18 protein-coding genes are annotated in these 15,985 nt (G+C 71.4%); 10 read left to right on the plus strand and 8 right to left on the minus strand.

Annotated elements, in window-relative coordinates; all coding sequences use genetic code 11:
* Window positions 1-64 precede the first annotated feature (64 nt).
* The 6 genes from LQ326_RS29920 (at window position 65) to LQ326_RS29945 (ending at window position 4,997) form a co-directional block, all read left to right on the plus strand.
* Window positions 65-463 (plus strand): MarR family winged helix-turn-helix transcriptional regulator, encoded by a 399-nt coding sequence (locus LQ326_RS29920; RefSeq protein ID WP_234542189.1) that lies wholly within the window; start codon window positions 65-67, stop codon window positions 461-463.
* Between the two features lie 277 nt (window positions 464-740).
* Complete coding sequence (locus LQ326_RS29925) at window positions 741-1,763, plus strand: LLM class flavin-dependent oxidoreductase (RefSeq protein ID WP_234542171.1); 1,023 nt, start codon at window positions 741-743, stop codon at window positions 1,761-1,763.
* Between the two features lie 374 nt (window positions 1,764-2,137).
* Window positions 2,138-2,887: a glucose 1-dehydrogenase gene (locus LQ326_RS29930; protein ID WP_234542172.1), complete on the plus strand. Its 750-nt coding sequence runs from the start codon at window positions 2,138-2,140 to the stop codon at window positions 2,885-2,887.
* 169 nt (window positions 2,888-3,056) lie between these two features.
* Entirely contained in the window at window positions 3,057-3,533 is a 477-nt protein-coding gene (locus tag LQ326_RS29935; protein ID WP_234542173.1) for a MarR family winged helix-turn-helix transcriptional regulator, read from the plus strand.
* A 116-nt stretch (window positions 3,534-3,649) separates the two neighbouring features.
* Window positions 3,650-4,510, plus strand: a complete 861-nt coding sequence (locus tag LQ326_RS29940; protein WP_234542174.1) for a TIGR03620 family F420-dependent LLM class oxidoreductase — start codon at window positions 3,650-3,652, stop codon at window positions 4,508-4,510.
* 91 nt (window positions 4,511-4,601) lie between these two features.
* A complete protein-coding gene (locus LQ326_RS29945; RefSeq protein WP_234542175.1) occupies window positions 4,602-4,997 on the plus strand; it encodes a hypothetical protein in 396 nt (131 codons plus the stop codon).
* A gap of 431 nt (window positions 4,998-5,428) precedes the next feature.
* Here the strand turns inward: LQ326_RS29945 and LQ326_RS29950 are convergent, their stop codons facing one another.
* Together LQ326_RS29950 and LQ326_RS29955 are read right to left on the minus strand one after the other, a co-directional pair.
* Window positions 5,429-5,686 carry a Txe/YoeB family addiction module toxin gene (locus LQ326_RS29950; protein ID WP_308402045.1) on the minus strand — a complete coding sequence of 86 codons (258 nt, stop codon included), beginning with the start codon at window positions 5,684-5,686 and terminating at the stop codon, window positions 5,429-5,431.
* A complete protein-coding gene (locus tag LQ326_RS29955) occupies window positions 5,683-5,955 on the minus strand; it encodes a type II toxin-antitoxin system Phd/YefM family antitoxin (protein ID WP_181802248.1) in 273 nt (90 codons plus the stop codon). The genes LQ326_RS29950 and LQ326_RS29955 overlap by 4 nt, the downstream gene beginning before the upstream one ends.
* Window positions 5,956-6,370: 415 nt before the next feature.
* On the opposite strand from LQ326_RS29955, the gene LQ326_RS29960 reads away from it, so the two are divergent.
* From LQ326_RS29960 to LQ326_RS29970, 3 genes are all read left to right on the plus strand, one after another.
* Window positions 6,371-7,615, plus strand: a complete 1,245-nt coding sequence (locus tag LQ326_RS29960; protein WP_234542176.1) for an MFS transporter — start codon at window positions 6,371-6,373, stop codon at window positions 7,613-7,615.
* Window positions 7,616-7,724: 109 nt separating this feature from the next.
* Window positions 7,725-7,865: a hypothetical protein gene (locus tag LQ326_RS29965; RefSeq protein ID WP_181802254.1), complete on the plus strand. Its 141-nt coding sequence runs from the start codon at window positions 7,725-7,727 to the stop codon at window positions 7,863-7,865.
* Between the two features lie 116 nt (window positions 7,866-7,981).
* The gene (locus LQ326_RS29970) at window positions 7,982-9,052 is read left to right on the plus strand and encodes a TauD/TfdA family dioxygenase (RefSeq protein WP_234542177.1); all 1,071 of its coding nucleotides are present in this window, start codon (window positions 7,982-7,984) and stop codon (window positions 9,050-9,052) included.
* A gap of 314 nt (window positions 9,053-9,366) precedes the next feature.
* Here the strand turns inward: LQ326_RS29970 and LQ326_RS29975 are convergent, their stop codons facing one another.
* The 6 genes from LQ326_RS29975 to LQ326_RS30000 all read right to left on the minus strand — a co-directional run bounded on the left by LQ326_RS29975 (window position 9,367) and on the right by LQ326_RS30000 (window position 15,327).
* Window positions 9,367-10,026, minus strand: coding sequence for a CoA transferase subunit B (locus LQ326_RS29975; protein WP_234542178.1), 660 nt, complete (start codon window positions 10,024-10,026; stop codon window positions 9,367-9,369).
* Window positions 10,026-10,808, minus strand: a complete 783-nt coding sequence (locus LQ326_RS29980; RefSeq protein WP_234542179.1) for a CoA transferase subunit A — start codon at window positions 10,806-10,808, stop codon at window positions 10,026-10,028. The genes LQ326_RS29975 and LQ326_RS29980 overlap by 1 nt, the downstream gene beginning before the upstream one ends.
* 223 nt (window positions 10,809-11,031) lie before the next feature.
* Complete coding sequence (locus LQ326_RS29985) at window positions 11,032-12,219, minus strand: zinc-binding metallopeptidase family protein (protein WP_234542180.1); 1,188 nt, start codon at window positions 12,217-12,219, stop codon at window positions 11,032-11,034.
* On the minus strand, window positions 12,216-13,427 hold the full coding sequence (locus LQ326_RS29990) for a Dabb family protein (RefSeq protein WP_234542181.1): 1,212 nt from the start codon (window positions 13,425-13,427) through the stop codon (window positions 12,216-12,218). Before LQ326_RS29990 ends, LQ326_RS29985 begins: the two co-directional genes overlap by 4 nt.
* A 20-nt stretch (window positions 13,428-13,447) precedes the next feature.
* Window positions 13,448-13,978, minus strand: a complete 531-nt coding sequence (locus tag LQ326_RS29995; RefSeq protein ID WP_234542182.1) for an aromatic-ring-hydroxylating dioxygenase subunit beta — start codon at window positions 13,976-13,978, stop codon at window positions 13,448-13,450.
* On the minus strand, window positions 13,975-15,327 hold the full coding sequence (locus tag LQ326_RS30000; RefSeq protein ID WP_234542183.1) for an aromatic ring-hydroxylating oxygenase subunit alpha: 1,353 nt from the start codon (window positions 15,325-15,327) through the stop codon (window positions 13,975-13,977). The genes LQ326_RS29995 and LQ326_RS30000 overlap by 4 nt, the downstream gene beginning before the upstream one ends.
* Before the next feature lie 188 nt (window positions 15,328-15,515).
* Here LQ326_RS30000 and fdxA point away from each other — a divergent pair, with 188 nt between their 5' ends.
* Complete coding sequence (fdxA, locus tag LQ326_RS30005) at window positions 15,516-15,854, plus strand: ferredoxin (RefSeq protein ID WP_372496982.1); 339 nt, start codon at window positions 15,516-15,518, stop codon at window positions 15,852-15,854.
* Window positions 15,855-15,985 lie beyond the last annotated feature (131 nt).

The following is a 15,985-nucleotide window of genomic DNA, read 5'->3' on the forward strand; positions in this document are numbered from 1 at the left end:
CATGGAGGAAGCACCCCGCTGGCTGAGCCCGGTCGAGGAACGAGCCTGGCGAGGCATGCTGCGCATGCACGACCTGCTCGTCAATCAGGCCGGCCGGACCCTGCAGAGCAAGTTCGGGCTGTCCGCGACCGACTATTCCGTGCTCGCGGAACTGACCCGCGCGCCCGGCGACCGGCTGCGCGTGCTGGAACTCGCGAAGGTGCTCGGGTGGGAGAAGAGCCGGGTGTCGCACCACCTCTCCCGCATGGCCAAGCGCGGCCTGGTCGCCCGGGAGGAGTGCCTCGACGACGGACGCGGGGCGTACATGATGGTGACCGCGGCCGGCCGTGCGGCCCTGGAGAACGCCGCGCCCCAGCATGTGGTGGACGTCCGGCGGCTCTTCCTGGACCACCTCTCGCCCGGCCAGATCACGCTGCTGGCGGAGATCACCGACTCGGTCATCGAGAAGATCGACACCAATTGACCGCCGGGAAGCAGGCGGGTCCCGGAGGCGGCCCGTCTCGTCGGCGTGCCCGCCGACGGACCGCCGACGGACCGCCGACGGACCGGCGACGGACCGGCGACGGCCAAGTCCGCCCGGCTGACTCTACGCAGATAAAGAGGGGCGGCCACGCGCTCCCTCCACCAGGACCGGAGCCGGTTCGCGCAAGCAGTCGCCGGGGCCGCCGCGGGAGGAGCGCCCGGCCGGGCCGCCGTCCCGGACCGCGGAATGAACGCGTTCGCCGATTGTTGAAAGCTGCATGAAAAAGATCGGGTTCCTGTCCTTCGGACACTGGACGCCATCGCCGCACTCGAAGACGCGTTCCGCGTCGGACTCGCTCCTGCAGGCGATCGACCTCGCCGTCGCCGCGGAGGAACTGGGAGCGGACGGCGCCTACTTCCGCGTCCACCACTTCGCGCGACAGCACGCCTCACCGTTCCCGCTCCTCGCCGCCATCGGCGCGCGCACCAGCCGGATCGAGATCGGCACGGGTGTGATCGACATGCGCTACGAGAACCCGCTGTACATGGCGGAGGACGCGGGCGCGGCCGACCTCATCGCGGGCGGCCGGCTCCAGCTCGGCCTCAGCCGGGGGTCACCGGAGCAGGTGATCGACGGCTGGCGGCACTTCGGCTACCGGCCGCCGGAGGGCGGCACCGACGCCGACCTGGCCCGTGCCCACACCGAGGAGCTGCTCCAGGCGCTCACCGGGGAGGGGTTCGCGGAGCCCCACCCCAGTCCGATGTTCGCCAACCCGCCGGGGCTGCTGCGCATCGAACCGCACTCCGAGGGGCTGCGGGACCGGATCTGGTGGGGTTCCGGCTCGAACGCCACCGCGGTCTGGGCCGCCGGGCTCGGGATGAACATGCAGAGCTCGACCCTCAAGGACGACGAGAGCGGCGAGCCGCTCCACGTCCAGCAGCGCAAGCAGATCGAGGCGTACCACGAGGCATGGCGCGCCGCGGGCCACTCCCGCACCCCCAGGGTGTCGGTCAGCCGCAGCGTCTTCCCGCTCGTCGACGAGCGGGACCGTGCGTACTTCGGCCGGGACCGCGACTCGACGGACCAGATCGGCTACATCGACGCCAACACGCGGAGCGTCTTCGGCCGTTCCTACGCCGCCGAACCCGACGTGCTCGTCAAGCGGCTCGCCGAGGACGAGGCCGTCGCCGCGGCGGACACGCTGCTGCTGACGGTGCCCAACCAGCTCGGCGTCGACTACAACGCGCATGTGCTCGACAGCATCCTGACGCACGTCGCACCGGCACTCGGCTGGCGCTGACCACCAGGAGCCACGGCGGGCGCCGCCCGGCGAAGCGACGGCCCACGCGGACGCCGACGCGCTGGCGGTGCCCCCGCTCCCCTCCGGTGCGACCATCGACAAATGCCCGAAAACCGCGCATACCGGAATCTGCGGCCACCCTCCGCCAAAGGGCATCACCGCATCCGGCCGCAGACGCCGCGGCGCCCGGCCGGGCGTCGCACACTCCGGTCGCACACCCCGGCCATCCCTCGACACCCCGGCAGCACCCGGCAGCACTCCAAGGTAGATGATTCTTCACCTTGATGGTTGACGCGTCATCTTCTTCGGCCTACCGTGACTGAAGCCGAACGGATCGGCGGCCGACAGGCCGCCGCGCACACAGGAGAGACACCATGGGACAGCTGGACGGCAAGACGGTCGTCATCACCGGCGGCACCAGCGGCATCGGGCTGGCCACGGCCCACCGCTTCGCACAGGAGGGCGCCCACGTCTACATCACGGGACGCCGCAAGGAGGTCCTCGACCAGGCCGCCGAGCAGATCGGCGGCAATGTCACCCCAGTCCAGGCCGACAGCTCGAACCTGGCCGACCTCGACCGGCTGTACGCCACCGTCGCCGACGCCGGGCACCAGATCGACGTCCTGTTCGCCAATGCCGGCGGCGGCGAGTTCGCCCCCCTCGACCAGGTCACCGAGGAGCACTACGACACGACCTTCGACAGCAACGTGAAGGGCACCGTCTTCACCGTGCAGAAGGCGCTCCCGCACCTGGTCGACGGCGCCTCCGTCATCCTCACCGGCTCCACCGCGGGCGTCTCCGGCGATCCGGCCTTCGGTGTCTACGGCGCCTCCAAGGCCGCCATCCGCTCCTTCTCCCGCACATGGGCCAACGAGCTCAGCGGGCGCGGCATCCGCGTCAACACCATCTCCCCCGGCCCCATCACCACCCCCGGCCTCAACGGTCTCGCCGCGGACGAGGAGGGCGCCGCGCAGCTGCGGGAGACCCTCGCCGGCATCGTCCCCCTCGGCCGCATGGGCCAGCCGGAGGAAGTGGCCGCCCTGGCGCTGTTCCTCGCCACGGACCAGTCCAGCTTCATCACCGGCACCGAGATCTTCGTCGACGGCGGCGCCAAGCAGGTGTAGTCCGGCCCGCCCCCGCGAGGCAACGGGGCCGTGGCACTCCACGCCGGCCCCGCCGCCTCCCGGCCGGTGTCCCGGCCGACCCCCCGCCCAGGCGGCGTGATCGCGGCGCCCGTACCTGAGGGACGACCGCCGATCAGATATGTGACGTATCAACTTGACAAGGGGTGCCATGGCCGCTGAACCACCCCGCCGGCTGACGGGGGTCGAAGAACAGGCCTGGCGGGGCCTGCTGAGGGTGTTCGAGCGTCTGGTCACACGTACCGGGCAGCCCCTGCAGGCCGAGCACGGACTGTCGGCCGCGGACTACGCGATGCTCGCCGAGCTGACCCGTGTCCCCGGCGGCAGACTCCGCGTCCTGGAGCTCGCCAAGGAGCTGGGGTGGGAGAAGAGCAGGGTGTCCCACCACATGGCACGGATGGTGAGACGCGGTCTGGTCGACCGCGAGACGTGCGCCTGCGACCGCCGCGGGGTGTACGTGAGCGTGACCCCGGCCGGCTACGAGGTGATGTCGGCGGCAGCCCGGCGCCACGCGGACGACGTTCGCCGGCTCTTCCTCGACCACCTCACCCCCGACCAGGTGGCCCAGCTGGCGGAGATCACCGACACGGTGCTGGGCGTTCTCACGCGGTCGCCCGACCGCGACTGACGCACCCGTCCGCGGTCGTGCCGCCGTCGTCAGTAATCCCGTCCGGGTCCCCGGCGGACAGGGCGACCCGGCCCGAAGAACGTCCTCAGCCGATCCAGCGGACAAGGAAAACGATCATGGACATAGGAACCACCGGCCTCTGGAGCCCTGAGCTGCGCCTGCACGCCGACCCGGCGGAGATCACCGAGGCCGCGGCCGAACTGGACGAGCGGGGATGGGGCGCCCTGTGGATCCCCGGCCTCGGGGGCGGCGACATCCTCGGCGACGCCGAACGGCTGCTCCGTGCCACCCGGCGGACGACCGTCGCCACCGGGGTCCTCAGCATCTGGCGGCACCCCGCGGAAGAGATGGCGGCGGGACACGCGCGGCTGCGCCGGCAGTACGGCCGGCCCGTCCTGCTCGGTCTCGGCGTCAGCGACGCGGCCGCCGCCCATCGCGCGGGCACGGCGTACCGTCCGCTGTCCGCGCTCAGCGGCTACCTGGACGAACTCGACGAGAGCCCCACCCCCGTGGCCGCCGGCGAACGCCTCGTCGCCGCCATGGGACCCAAGCTCACCGAGCTCGCCGGACGGCGCAGCGCCGGCACCCACCCCTTCCTCGTCACACCCGACTTCACCGCCACCGCACGGGGCCTCCTCGGACCCGCGCCGCTGCTCGCCCCCTACCAGGCCGTCGTCGTGGACGACGACCCGGACCGGGCCCGCACCACCGCCCGCGGGTTCCTCTCCACGTTCATCGGCATGGGCCACTACGCGGCCAGCCTGCGCCGCCAGGGATTCAGCGAGGACGACCTCGCGCACGGCGGCAGCGACCGCCTCATCGACGCCGTCGTCGCCTGGGGCGACATCGACGCCATCGACAAGCGCGTGCGGGCCCACCTCGACGCCGGCGCCACCCACGTCGCCCTGCACGTCATCAGCGCCCACGGGGGGCTGCCCCGTACCGAGTGGCGGGCGCTGGCTCCGCTGGCCCGCTGACGCGCAGGCCACCGGCGCCCTTCCGGGCCTTCCGGGCCGCCCGGCCCGGGAGGCCCACCGCTGTCGCAGTGATCCGCGTACAAGGAGAGTCATGAGCAGTCGCCCTGCCGCGGCCGGCCCGTCCGCCGAAACCGGCCGCCGCGCGCCGGTCGGCCGGCGCCGCCGGGGCGGATGGCCGGCCGTGGAAGCCGTCGCAGCGGTGTCTTTCGCGTTCGTCCTCTCGGAAATCCTGCCCGTCGGCCTGCTGCCTGCGATCAGCGGCAGCCTCGGAGTGCACACCGGCACCGCGGGGCTCCTGGTGGTCGTCCCCGGACTGGTCGCGGCGGCGGCCGCGCCGCTTCTCACCACGGCGGCCGGCCGTCTGGACCGTCGGCACGTGCTCCTCGCCCTCGCCGCCCTGATCTCGGCGACCGGTCCCTTGGCGTACGCATCGACAGCGACGGCACCACGTTGCTCCAGCAGTTCACCCTCGACGGGCCCACCCTGATCAACGTGGGCACCGGCGGCCTCACGGACGCGGATGCCGACACCGCCACCAAACTCCTGCGCGATCAGGTCGACCGGTACGAGGCCGCAGCCCGCAAGTAGGGCAGGCCGCGCGAGCCCAGCCGGGGAGTCGGTAGTCCGGCCGGCCGGCGCAGACGCACCTGCCTGGCCGTTACGGGTGGGTCTCCGCAGGGCGCATGGGGCGCCACAACGGGACGCTTCCGGAGCGGAGGCCGGCGGACGCCGACAGTCTCCGCGATGTGGGCAAGCACAGTCTCGACGTCGCGCCCAGCCTGCATCCCGGCAGCCCTTCACGGCGCGAGCCGTCGGCTGCCGGAGGAGCCCCAACGGGTCGATGACGTGACGGCGTGCTCCGCACCCCGCCCGGCGGATGGCGTGGCAGGGTGTTCGCCGCAGGGGCGAGCGGTGGGATCAGTAGTGGTAGCGGGCCTTGAGGATCTTGACTTCCTTCTCGTCCACCCGGTGGACGAGCCGGTGCTCGTCGTCGATCCGACGTGACCAGTAGCCGGACAGGTCGCCCTTCAGGGGTTCCGGCTTGCCGATGCCGGTGAAGGGGGTGCGCTGGATCTCGGCGATCAGCCGGGTGATCCTGCGGGCCATGGCGCGGTCCGAGCCGAGCCAGAACAGGAAGTCCTCCCATCCGGCCGGGTCGAAGTGGACGCTCCTCACCCGTCACCCGCCAGCTCTTCCAGCTCTGCCATGGTCTTGGTGACCATGGCCTCGCCGGCCCTGTCCCGCGCGACGGCTTCCATGAGGCTTCGCGCGTTGGCGGGGGAGCGCAGCAGGTAGACGGTCTCCTGCCAGGAGTCGTAGTCCTCGGCGGACATCAGAACCGCGTCGCCGCTCTTGGAGCTGATCCGCACGGGGGTGTGGTCGTCGTTGACGCGCTTGATGAGTGGGAAGAGGTCCTTGCGGGCCTCGCTGGCACTTATGGTCATCTGGCGGCACCTCTTTTCTGGTGGTACTAGAAAACGGTACCGCACTGGTACATGATTCTGGTACGAGTGGCGGCTACCGTGGACCTCCTCACCTCGCCCGGTCGCCCCGGCGACTGCTCGTACCGGCCGGAGGCCGCCCGCACACCCGGTGGCTCCTCGTCCGGCAGAGTCGGCGGACGCCGGTCAGGGAGGTCCTCGTCGGTGCGCCCCCATCCACGGCCCGGATACCCGTGATCCACAAGGTCGATGGTGCGAGGGGTGTGCGGCATGCGCAATCTGCCCCATAGTCATGCCAGCCCTGACGCCCCCTCGGTATCGCGGGCGTTCCTCTCCGGTGCACCGGCACTCCGCGACATGGCACGGTCATGGCGGCTGCCCGCCGTGCACCCAGTCCCCGCCCGCACGGAGGCCTCACGTGCCCGGATTCACCCACCCGCCTGTGCCCGCCGACGGGTTCGCCGTCCGGAACACCGAGCCCGCGCCCGAAGCCAGGGCCGGCCTGCGCGTGGCGGTCCTGATGGCCGGCAGCTGTCTGCCGGTTCTCGGCGCGGTGCTGCTCGCCCCGGAACTGCCCGACCTGCAGGCCGCGTTCGGCTCGGCGCCCGGCGCGGCCACTCTGGTCCCGCTGATCCTGTCGGTTCCCGCGCTCGCGGTCGCCCTGGCGGCGCCCCTCGCGGGCGTCGTGATCGACCGGGTGGGACGCAAGACTCCGCTGGTCGTCGCGACCGTCCTGTACGCGGTGTTCGGCACCGCGCCGCTGTGGCTGGGTTCGCTGCGTGCCATCGTGGCCGGCCGCGCTCTTCTCGGCGTCGCCGAGGCCGTCGTCATCACCTGTTGCACCACGCTGATCGGCGACTACTACACGGGGCAGAACCGCCACCGGTACCTGGCCCTGCAGACGGTGTGCGCCACCGTCTCCGCCACCGCCTTCCTCATCCTCGGCGGCGCGCTGGGCAACTCGGGCTGGCGTTCCCCGTTCCAGCTCTACGCGGTCGGGCTGCTCATCGCCCCCGCGATGGTCTTCCTGCCCGCGCGCAGACCGGGCGCGGCCGCGGCCGAGGAGGCCGCCACCGGGCGGCGGGCGTCCTCGAAGGGCGGGCTGCTCGCCATCTGCCTGCTGACGGTGTTCGGCGGCCTCGTCTTCAACGCCGTCCCCTCGCAGACGGCCTACCTGGTGAACGGCCTCGGCGTGCAGTCCACCGGCATCATCGGCCTCGTCAGCGCGATCGCCAGCGCCGCCTCCGTCACCGGATCGGCCATCTTCGCCTCGATGGTCGGCCGGCCGGAGCGCAGGCTGCCCCTGATCCTCCTGCTGTGCGGGGCCGGATGCCTGGCCATCGACCTGGCCCACAGCTTCGGGATCCTGCTGCTCGGGACCTTCCTCAACTCCCTGGGCACCGGTCTCCTGCTGCCCACGATGCTGACCTGGGCGATGTCCGGACTGGATCACCGCAACCGCGGCGGTGGCACCGGCCTGTGGACCGGGTCGTTCTTCCTCGGGCAGTTCCTCTGCCCGATCGCCGTCAGCTCCCTGGAGTCCAGGACCGGAAGCCTGCCCACCGCCTTCGGTGCTCTCGGCCTCGCCTCGGGAGCGGTGGCGATCGTGCTCCTGCCCCTCCTGCGCCGGCCGAGGGACGACCAGGAGACCGGGCCGGCATGAGTCGGCGGCGCGGTGGATCGCGTACTGCAATACAAGATGGCGTCTCACCTATTGACTCCCATACCACCCCCTTTTAGGGTGAGGGCACTTCTTGAAAGGACGGGACCGCATGAAGCCAGCCGCCCTGATCGGCGTGTTGCTCGTGTCGTGTGCCGGCCGCCGGACCTACGACGAACCGCTCAGGTACTCCCCGCCCAGGGAAGGACTGCGCCCCGGCACGGCTGTCGGCGTACCTCAGACCCCCTTCTGAGGTGCCGCGTCGCCCCGCGACGCACCGCTGCCGCGCCGGCGTCTTCCGCGTCCGCGCGTCATGGCCGACCGACATCGGGCAGAGCCTTCCACCACCTTCGCGAGGAGTGCACCATCGTGACCACCGCCCCCGCTCAGCAGATCCCCGGGCCGTCCGCCTGGCGTGGCGACGAGCTGTCCAAGTCCACCGACTGGATCTACGTCCTCAGTGACGCCGAGCGCACCGAGCTGGAGGAGCTGGGCCGTCGCTTCGTCGCCGACGACCCCGACCTGCGCACCGTCACCGCCGCCGACTACCCCTTCGACGCCTGCCGCGCCCTCAACGACGAGTGCGCCCGCCAGATGGACGCCGGCCGGGGCTTCATCCTGGTGCGCGGCCTGCGCACCGAGGAGTACGGCGACACCGTGGCCGGGGCCATCTTCTTCGTGATGAGCCTCCACCTCGGCCAGCCCATCGGGCAGAACCAGCGCGGCGACCTGCTCGACCACGTCATCGCCACGTCGAACAAGACGCTCGACGACGAGGGCGCGCTGCCCTCCCGGGTGCGGGACCGGCTGCCGTTCCACTCCGACAGCTCCGACGTCGTCGCCCTCATGTGCCTGCACGGCGCCAAGGAAGGCGGGGCCTCCAGCCTGGTCAGCGGCACCACCATCTACAACGAGATGCTGCGCCGCCGCCCGGACCTCGCCCCCCGGCTCTTCGACACCTACCACTGGGACTGGCGCCGCCAGGACCCCGACTCCCCCGAGCTGACCTACAGCTCGCCGATCATCAGCTACGTCGACGGTGTCTTCAGCACCTACGCCGGCAGCACGATGATCTTCAGCGCCCAGGAGTACCCCGGGGTTCCGCAGCTGACGCCCGAGCAGACCGAGGCGATCAACCTCTTCGAGGAGATCTCGCAGGAGCCCGGTCTGCCGATCGACATGGACTTCCAGCCCGGCGACGTGCAGTGGCTGCTCAACTACGCCGCCCTGCACTCGCGTACCAGCTACACCGACCACCCGGAGCCGGAGCGGCGCAGGCACCTGCTGCGCATGTGGCTCAAGCGGGACGTCGGACGCCCGCTGGCTCCCAAGTTCGGCAAGCACGTCGTCGTCCTGGGCGAGCCGACCACGCCGCTGCTGCCGGGCGGCCGGTTCACCATCGCCGAGGCCGTCACCGTCAACGACGACTGGGGCGCGTGACGCCTCCGGGCTGAGACGACAGACATGGGATGAGACCGCCGCGACCGGCTGCAGCAGGTCGCGGCGGTCTCATCCCATGTCCTGCGGTGCGGCGGCCCCGTGGCGACCGCGACGTACTCCAGAGGCGTCTCCGGCGGGAGCCGCAGCGCGTCGGCGCGGGCCGCTGCCACGGCCCGGCCGGCGCCCTTGCCGCCGGCCGGGCACCGCGGAGCCGGTGTCCCGTCACGGTCTCCGCGCGCCCGCGCCTTCGCGACGTACGCCACCAGGTCCATGCCCATGCCCATGCCGCGAGCACGGCGTCGGTGGGGCGGAGGTCACGATGAGGCTGGCGAGCCGCTGCCCTCGGGTACGCGCACCTTCGCCGCCGTCCTGGCCGCCAACTGCTCCGCGGTGACTCCGGGGGCCGTCTCGACGAGGAGAAGGCCCTGGTCCGTGACGTCGAGGACGCCCAGGTCGGTGATGATCCGGTCCACGCAGCGCTTCCCGGTGAGCGGCAGGCCGCAGTCCGCCACGATCTTCGGGGTGCCGTCCTTGGCGGTGTGGATCATGGTGACGATCACCCGGCGGGCGCCGTGCACGAGGTCCATGGCCCCGCCGATGCCGGTCACCAGCTGCCCGGGGACGGCCCAGTTGGCGAGGTCGCCCCGCTCGGAGACCTGCATGGCGCCGAGCACGGCCGTGTCGATGTGGCCGCCGCGAATCATGGCGAACGACAGGGCCGAGTCGAAGAACGCGGCGCCGGGCAGCACGGTGACGGTCTCCTTGCCCGCGTTGATCAGATCCGGGTCGACCTCGTCCGCGTAGGGGAAGCGGCCGGTGCCGAGGATGCCGTTCTCCGACTCCAGGACGACGTGGACGCCCTCGGGCAGGTGGTTGGGGATCAGCGTCGGCAGTCCGATGCCGAGGTTGACGTACTCGCCGTCGCGCAGTTCGCGGGCCGCGCGGGCGGCCACCTCGTCACGTGTCCAGGCCATCAGGCCCCCACCTGCCCGGCACGCGGCCCCGGCGTCACCGTGATGTTCTCGATCTTCTTGTCGGCGGCCTGCTCCGGGCTGAGGACCACCACGCGCTGGACGAAGATTCCCGGCAGATGGACCTGGTCGGGGTCGATCCCGCCCGGCTCGGTCAGCTCCTCCACCTCGGCGATCGTGATACGGCCCGCCATAGCCGCCACCGGGTTGAAGTTGCGGGCCGACTTGTTGAACACCAGGTTGCCGTACCGGTCGCCCTTCGCCGCGCGCACCAGGGCGAAGTCGGTGGTGATCCCGTGTTCCAGGACGTAGGCGGTGCCGCCGAACTCGCGGACCTCCTTGGCCGGTGAGGCCACGGCGACGCCGCCCCGCCCGTCGTAGCGCCAGGGCAGCCCGCCCTCGGCGACCTGGGTGCCGACCCCGGCCGGGGTGTAGAAGGCCGGGATGCCCGAGCCTCCGGCCCGCAGCCGCTCGGCGAGGGTGCCCTGCGGGATCAGCTCCAGCTCGATCTCGCCGCTCAGGTACTGGCGGGCGAACTCCTTGTTGCCGCCGATGTAGCTGCCGGTGACCCGGGCTATGCGGCCCGCCGAGAGCAGTACGGCGAGGCCGGAGTCCAGGGCGCCGCAGTTGTTGGAGACCACGTCGAGTCCGGTCACGCCGGCCTCGTACAGGGCCTGGATCAGGACCGCCGGGATCCCGCCGAGCCCGAAGCCGCCGACCGCGAGGGACGCCCCGTCCGGGATGTCCGCCACCGCTTCGGCCGCGGAAGCGACCACCTTGTCCATCCGCCCGCCCACTTCCTTGTCAGGGCGCACCCGGCGCCCCTCGCTGAAATCGATGTGCTGAGGTCGATTCGCTGAGATCGCCTCAGTGAGGGAGGCCGTCTCGATGAGGCCGTCTCGATGCGATCGCCTCAGTGAGGCCGTCTCGGTGCGATCGCCTCGGTGAGGCCGTCTCGGTGAGGCCGTCTCGGTGCGATCGCCTCGGTGCGATGATTCGTCGTCGCGGCTATGCCGGAAGCTCGCTCAACAGCCGCCGGTAGATACGCCCGTAGGCCTCCAGCTGCGCCAGCGACAGCGCGTCGCGGCGCGGGTCGGAGGCGGCCGGCCTCGCCTGGGGGCCGAGGCGTACGGTGTCGACGCCCCGGGCGCGCAGTTCCACGCCGTCGGTGGAGCCCGTCCAGCCGGTGATCGGCGGCGGCGGAGCGCCGAACTCGTCGCTCCAGGCCACCCTGGCGGCCGTCACCACGGCGGCGTCGGACGGGGTGGCCGCGGCCGCCGCGACCGGCTCCACCGCCACGTCCACCGCGCAGTCCCGCAGCGCCGACCGCGCGCACCGCGCCCGCAGCCGTCCCGCCAACTCCGCTGCCAGCGGCGCGGGTTGCACCGGGTCGCCGGCGACGACGTACAGGCCGATCCGCAACCGGGCGGGCAGCAGGTCCGGCTTGTCGGGCCACCCTCCGCTGATCGCGCCGATGCCGCACGCCCGGCCGGTCTGTCCCTGCCGTGGGTCGGCGGCCAGGTAGGTCTCGCGCCAGCGGGCCAGTTCGTCCAGGACGACGCCCGCGTGGGCGAGGACTCCCCCGGGCGGTGTGGCGGACTCCGCCAGCATCGCGGCGCCGGAGCGGCCGGTGACCTCCACCGTCAGGTAGAAGGCGCCCGGCTCGTGCCAGAGCAGGGTGGGCGGGCCGCATTTCGCCACGATCGCCGAGCGCGGCAGCGGGTGGGTGCCGGCGTAGGCCTCCAGGCCGGTGACCGCGGTGATCCCGCCGGCTGTGCCGCGGCGGTGCGTGCCGGAACCGGCGAGCAGCAACTGCCCCTGCCCCCGTCCCGACTCCGCGAAGGCGACCAGGGCGGCGGCGGCCGGTCCGCGGGCCACCCCGAGGCCGAAGCCGGTCACGGTGTCGCCGTCCAGGGCGAGCGGGCCGATGGGCGCCGCGTTGCCGGTGACCAGCTGGTTGACCGTCGCGGCGCCGTCGTCCAGCGAGGTGTCGAGGTGGGAGTAGAGCAGCGGCCCGGCCCCGTGAGCGGCGAAGAGGCTGCCGCCCTCGGGGCCGTGCTCCAGCACCTGCCAGTCGATGTCCGGCCACCGCTCGGCGCACCAGTCCCGCAGCCGGTGGGCCGCCGTCCGCTCCCGCCCGCGCGGGGCGGGAACGGTGTCGAGCAGCCGCAGCACGTCGAGCAGCGGCTGCCTCAAAAACGTCCCCAGTCGTCGGAGGCCGGACGCCACACATCGATGTTGCGCGGGTCGGCCGGCATCCTGCGGGGCCGGTGCGTCTCGTGCTCCTCGGGCGTGAACACACGGTGTGCGTCGCACAGTTCGAACCGGGGGCCGAAGCGCGTGTCGTGCAGGTAGAACGCGATCGACGTCGACGCCGAGTGGTTGACGATGTCGGAGGCGATCGGCGCGCCCTTGTACAGGGCGCGGGCGCGCATCCGCATGACGTGGTCGAGGCTCTTCATCGCGAAGCACAGGTGCGCGACGTAGTGCTCCGTGTTGTTCTGCACGGCGAGGCTGTGGTGGTAGCGGTCCTCGCAGCGGAAGAACGTGGTGGAGCCGACGACGTAGTCCGAGGGCAGGAACTTCAGGACGTTCTGGTAGAAGTCCAGCGTCTCCTCGTACTTGGCGGTGGCGATGAAGGGGTGGACGAGGTCGAGCGGGCGGATCTCCAGGTGCGGCGGTTCGGCGTACTCCTGGAACTCCGTGAACAGCTCGACGATCAGGCCGTTGGGGTCCTTCACCGCGAAGCCGTTGTCGCACAGCGCCTTCTGGCGGTCCTGCAGTTCGAGGACCTCCAGGCCGGCGTCGAGGACGCTTTTGTGGAGCTGTTCGAGGACTTCCTCGCTCGCCACGCTGTAGCCGACGGCGGTGGTCCAGCCGTCGGTGCGCTCGGGGGCGTGGATCAGCTCGACGGAGTGGTGCTCGATGTCCGCGCGCAGGTAGGCGTAGTCGTCGGTGCGCTGCTCCAGTTGCAGGCCGACGTGGTATTCGAGGAAGTCGATGGTGGCCTGCAGGTCGGGGACCTCGATGCGGGCGTACTCCATGCCGTAAGGGCCGTGCTGGCGGGTGCTCACCGGCGGTGTCCTTCCTGCGGCGAGCGACGGACGCTCGGCGAACTCGAACGAGGTGATGGCCTGGTTGCCGATGACCGGCCGCCAGCGGGTGCGCACGAAGGTCTCGTGGAACTCGCTGCCGAGGTAGGCGAGCAGGTCGTCCTGGCTGTCGAAGTCGACGGCCATCGTGTGGGTGAAGGTCTGGTCGCGGGTGCTGATGTTCTCGCCGAGGAGGAAGCCGCGCATCGCCGGGTAGCGGTCCGGGAAGGTCCGCAGCTCGGCCAGTACGGACTCCCGGATGGCCTGGTCGGTCCCGTCGGCGAAACGGAAGGACAGGGTGTGTCGGATCATCGGGTCGCCTTCCGTGCCGGCTAGAGGATGAAGCTGAGCCGGGCGCCGGCGGCGAGCGACTCGTGGCCGAGCAGGGAGCGCCGCAGCCGGAAACGCAGTCCGTCGCCGGTGGGCACCAGCACGTGCTCGTACCACCCGACGTAGGCGTCGAAGTGGCCGTCGCGGGCGCGGTGCACGATGAACGCCGCCGACACCCGGAAGGAGTCCTCGGTGTGCTCGGACAGCCGTACGTTGGAGATCAGCCGGTGGGTGCGCGAGTGCGGGTTCTCGGCGTGCGCCTTGCGGGACTTCAGGCGCTTGACGCGGGCGCGCAGCAGGTCCCAGTCGTCGTCGACGAAGGACCCGGTCTCGTGCGGCGACCAGCCCGCCCGGTGGTCGGTGGTCGGGATCTCGTAGCGGGCGCCGGGCTCGAAGAGGGCGAGCCAGCCGTCGTAGTCCCAGCGGTCGAGGATGTCGGCCTCGGAGTAGAGGAAGTCCTCGACCTCCTGGCGGGTGACGGTGCGGCCCGCGCACGGCACGGCGTGCGAACCGGGGTTGCCGAGGATGGTCATCGCACGTCCCTTCCGGACAGGAAGGACGCCGGCCGGTCGCCGTTGACCTCAAGGCCCTCGTCGATGCCCATGGCGTCGACCCAGTGCCGCCAGAAGCCGCGCATCGCGCCCTCGTCGGTCGATCTGCCCTGCACGCCCTTGACCTCGTCGGCCATGCCGCGGGACATGTCGCTGTAGTCCAGCTCGGGCGCGGTGGTGCCGGCCGTGGCCTGGATGCCGCGCTGGACGGCCTCGTACGCCTCGATGTCGTCCGGGGTGGCGAGGCCGCCCGGGCCGACGAAGCTGACGACGGTCTTCATGCGCAGGGCCCGGGTGGCCGGGTCCTCCTCGCGCGGGACCAGCTGCCAGGCGCGTACGTCGGTCTGGTCGGGCGCCACCGGCTCCAGTTGCCGGATCGAGAGGCCCTCGATGTCGAACAGCAGCAGGTTCGGGAAGACGAACAGGATGTGGCTCTCGTCGGCGACGTGGTGCGCCCGCTTCTCGCCCAGCCGCTCGGTCATCTCGGCGCGGTGCCGCTCGGTGCGGACCTTCTCGTCCTCGCCGAAGCGCGGTTCCCAGACCATGCTGATGCGTCCGCCGTGGCCGGTCAGGACCAGCAGGCCGTGGCCGTTGCCGAGGTCGTAGGCGTACTGGTTGTCGTCGGTGACGGCGTAGCCGCTCTCGCGCAGGTAGCCCACGAACGTGTTGTGGGTGGGCGCGAAGTGGTAGCCGTCCATCGCGTTCTCGACGGCGAGCTTCCAGTTGCCCCGGACGCTGTAGAGCTGGGTGCCGGGCAGCGTGGTCATGCCGCCGACGTGCTGCTGCTCGATCATCGTCATGTAGTCGGCCGCGTCGCCGAGGTGTTCGAGCAGCGGCGGGACGTCGGGGTCGAAGGAGACGAAGACGTACCCCTCGTGGATCTCCAGGCGCGGCACGGCGCGCAGTCCCATCGACGCCCGGAACTCGTCGCTCGACTCGTAGGCGTCGGCGTCGGGGATCGCGGCGACCTCGCCGTTGTTGCGGAACGTCCAGGCGTGGTAGAAGCACTGGAAGAGCCGGGTCGAGCCCTCGGTCTCGCGGCACAGCACCGTGCCGCGATGCGGGCAGGAGTTCAGGAACGCGTGCACCTCGCCGGCGCTGTCCCGGCAGAAGATCAGCGGCCGGCCGCCGAGGGTGCGGACCTTGAAGTCGTTGGGGTTGGGGATCTCCGTCTCGTGCCCGAGGTAGAGCCAGGTGTGCATCCACACCCAGCCGCGTTCCCGGGCGAAGATCTCCGCGCTGCGGTAGGCCTCTCGGTTGACCCGGAAGGTGAGCTGGTCCCAGTCCTCGACGATCATCGGCGCTGGGACGGTCCGGGGATTGCTTCCCATGGGGAGTTTGCCTCTCACAAGTCCCGACCCGAGTGGCGCGCTGTGAGACGCCATCTCGTATGTCGCAGTAGCGTCCCCTAGCACACTCGGGACTGTCAAGCATTCATCCGGTGGTTGACACACCTGGCCGGTGTCGTCATCATCCAATTTCACATTGAAAGACACCGTCTCGCATTCCGTGCGACCGTGTGAAGGGCAAAAAGCTCGTGCCGTATGTCATCACTCAGGCCTGCGTCGACGTCATGGACAAGTCGTGCATGGAGGAGTGCCCGGCCGACTGCATCTACGAGGGCGACCGGATGCTCTACATCCAGCCCGACGAATGTGTCGAATGCGGGCGCTGTGAACCGGTGTGCCCGCAGATCTCGATCTTCCACCACGAGGACCTGCCGGAGGAGGGCAGGAAGTTCGAGCGCATCAACGCCGAGTTCTTCACCCTGGGACTCGGCGGCGAACCGCTCGGCTCGCCCGGCGGGGCGCGCAAGGTCGGCCGGGTCGGCCACGACCACCCGGAGGCGGTCGCATGACCGGCCCCACGGGCCTCGCAGGGGCGGGTGCCGGAAACCCGGTACCGGACGCCGGATCCTCGGTACCGGGCGCCCGGCCGACGGCCGCAGACGCCGACCCCGCGGCCATGGGCGCCGGGCCCGCGGCCATG

This window comes from Streptomyces shenzhenensis, from assembly GCF_021462265.1.
Lineage (GTDB): Bacteria > Actinomycetota > Actinomycetes > Streptomycetales > Streptomycetaceae > Streptomyces > Streptomyces shenzhenensis.

Bases quoted from the DNA above. Each gene is read 5' to 3' on its own strand.
- LQ326_RS29920 (WP_234542189.1), top strand. From the start codon at position 65: ATGCACGACCTGCTCGTCAATCAGGCCGGCCGGACCCTGCAGAGCAAG.
- LQ326_RS29925 (WP_234542171.1), top strand. From the start codon at position 741: ATGAAAAAGATCGGGTTCCTGTCCTTCGGACACTGGACGCCATCGCCG.
- LQ326_RS29930 (WP_234542172.1), top strand. From the start codon at position 2,138: ATGGGACAGCTGGACGGCAAGACGGTCGTCATCACCGGCGGCACCAGC.
- LQ326_RS29935 (WP_234542173.1), top strand. From the start codon at position 3,057: ATGGCCGCTGAACCACCCCGCCGGCTGACGGGGGTCGAAGAACAGGCC.
- LQ326_RS29940 (WP_234542174.1), top strand. From the start codon at position 3,650: ATGGACATAGGAACCACCGGCCTCTGGAGCCCTGAGCTGCGCCTGCAC.
- LQ326_RS29945 (WP_234542175.1), top strand. From the start codon at position 4,602: ATGAGCAGTCGCCCTGCCGCGGCCGGCCCGTCCGCCGAAACCGGCCGC.
- LQ326_RS29955 (WP_181802248.1), bottom strand. From the start codon at position 5,955: ATGACCATAAGTGCCAGCGAGGCCCGCAAGGACCTCTTCCCACTCATC.
- LQ326_RS29965 (WP_181802254.1), top strand. From the start codon at position 7,725: ATGAAGCCAGCCGCCCTGATCGGCGTGTTGCTCGTGTCGTGTGCCGGC.
- LQ326_RS29975 (WP_234542178.1), bottom strand. From the start codon at position 10,026: ATGGCCTGGACACGTGACGAGGTGGCCGCCCGCGCGGCCCGCGAACTG.
- LQ326_RS29980 (WP_234542179.1), bottom strand. From the start codon at position 10,808: ATGGACAAGGTGGTCGCTTCCGCGGCCGAAGCGGTGGCGGACATCCCG.
- LQ326_RS29990 (WP_234542181.1), bottom strand. From the start codon at position 13,427: ATGATCCGACACACCCTGTCCTTCCGTTTCGCCGACGGGACCGACCAG.
- LQ326_RS29995 (WP_234542182.1), bottom strand. From the start codon at position 13,978: ATGACCATCCTCGGCAACCCCGGTTCGCACGCCGTGCCGTGCGCGGGC.
- LQ326_RS30000 (WP_234542183.1), bottom strand. From the start codon at position 15,327: ATGGGAAGCAATCCCCGGACCGTCCCAGCGCCGATGATCGTCGAGGAC.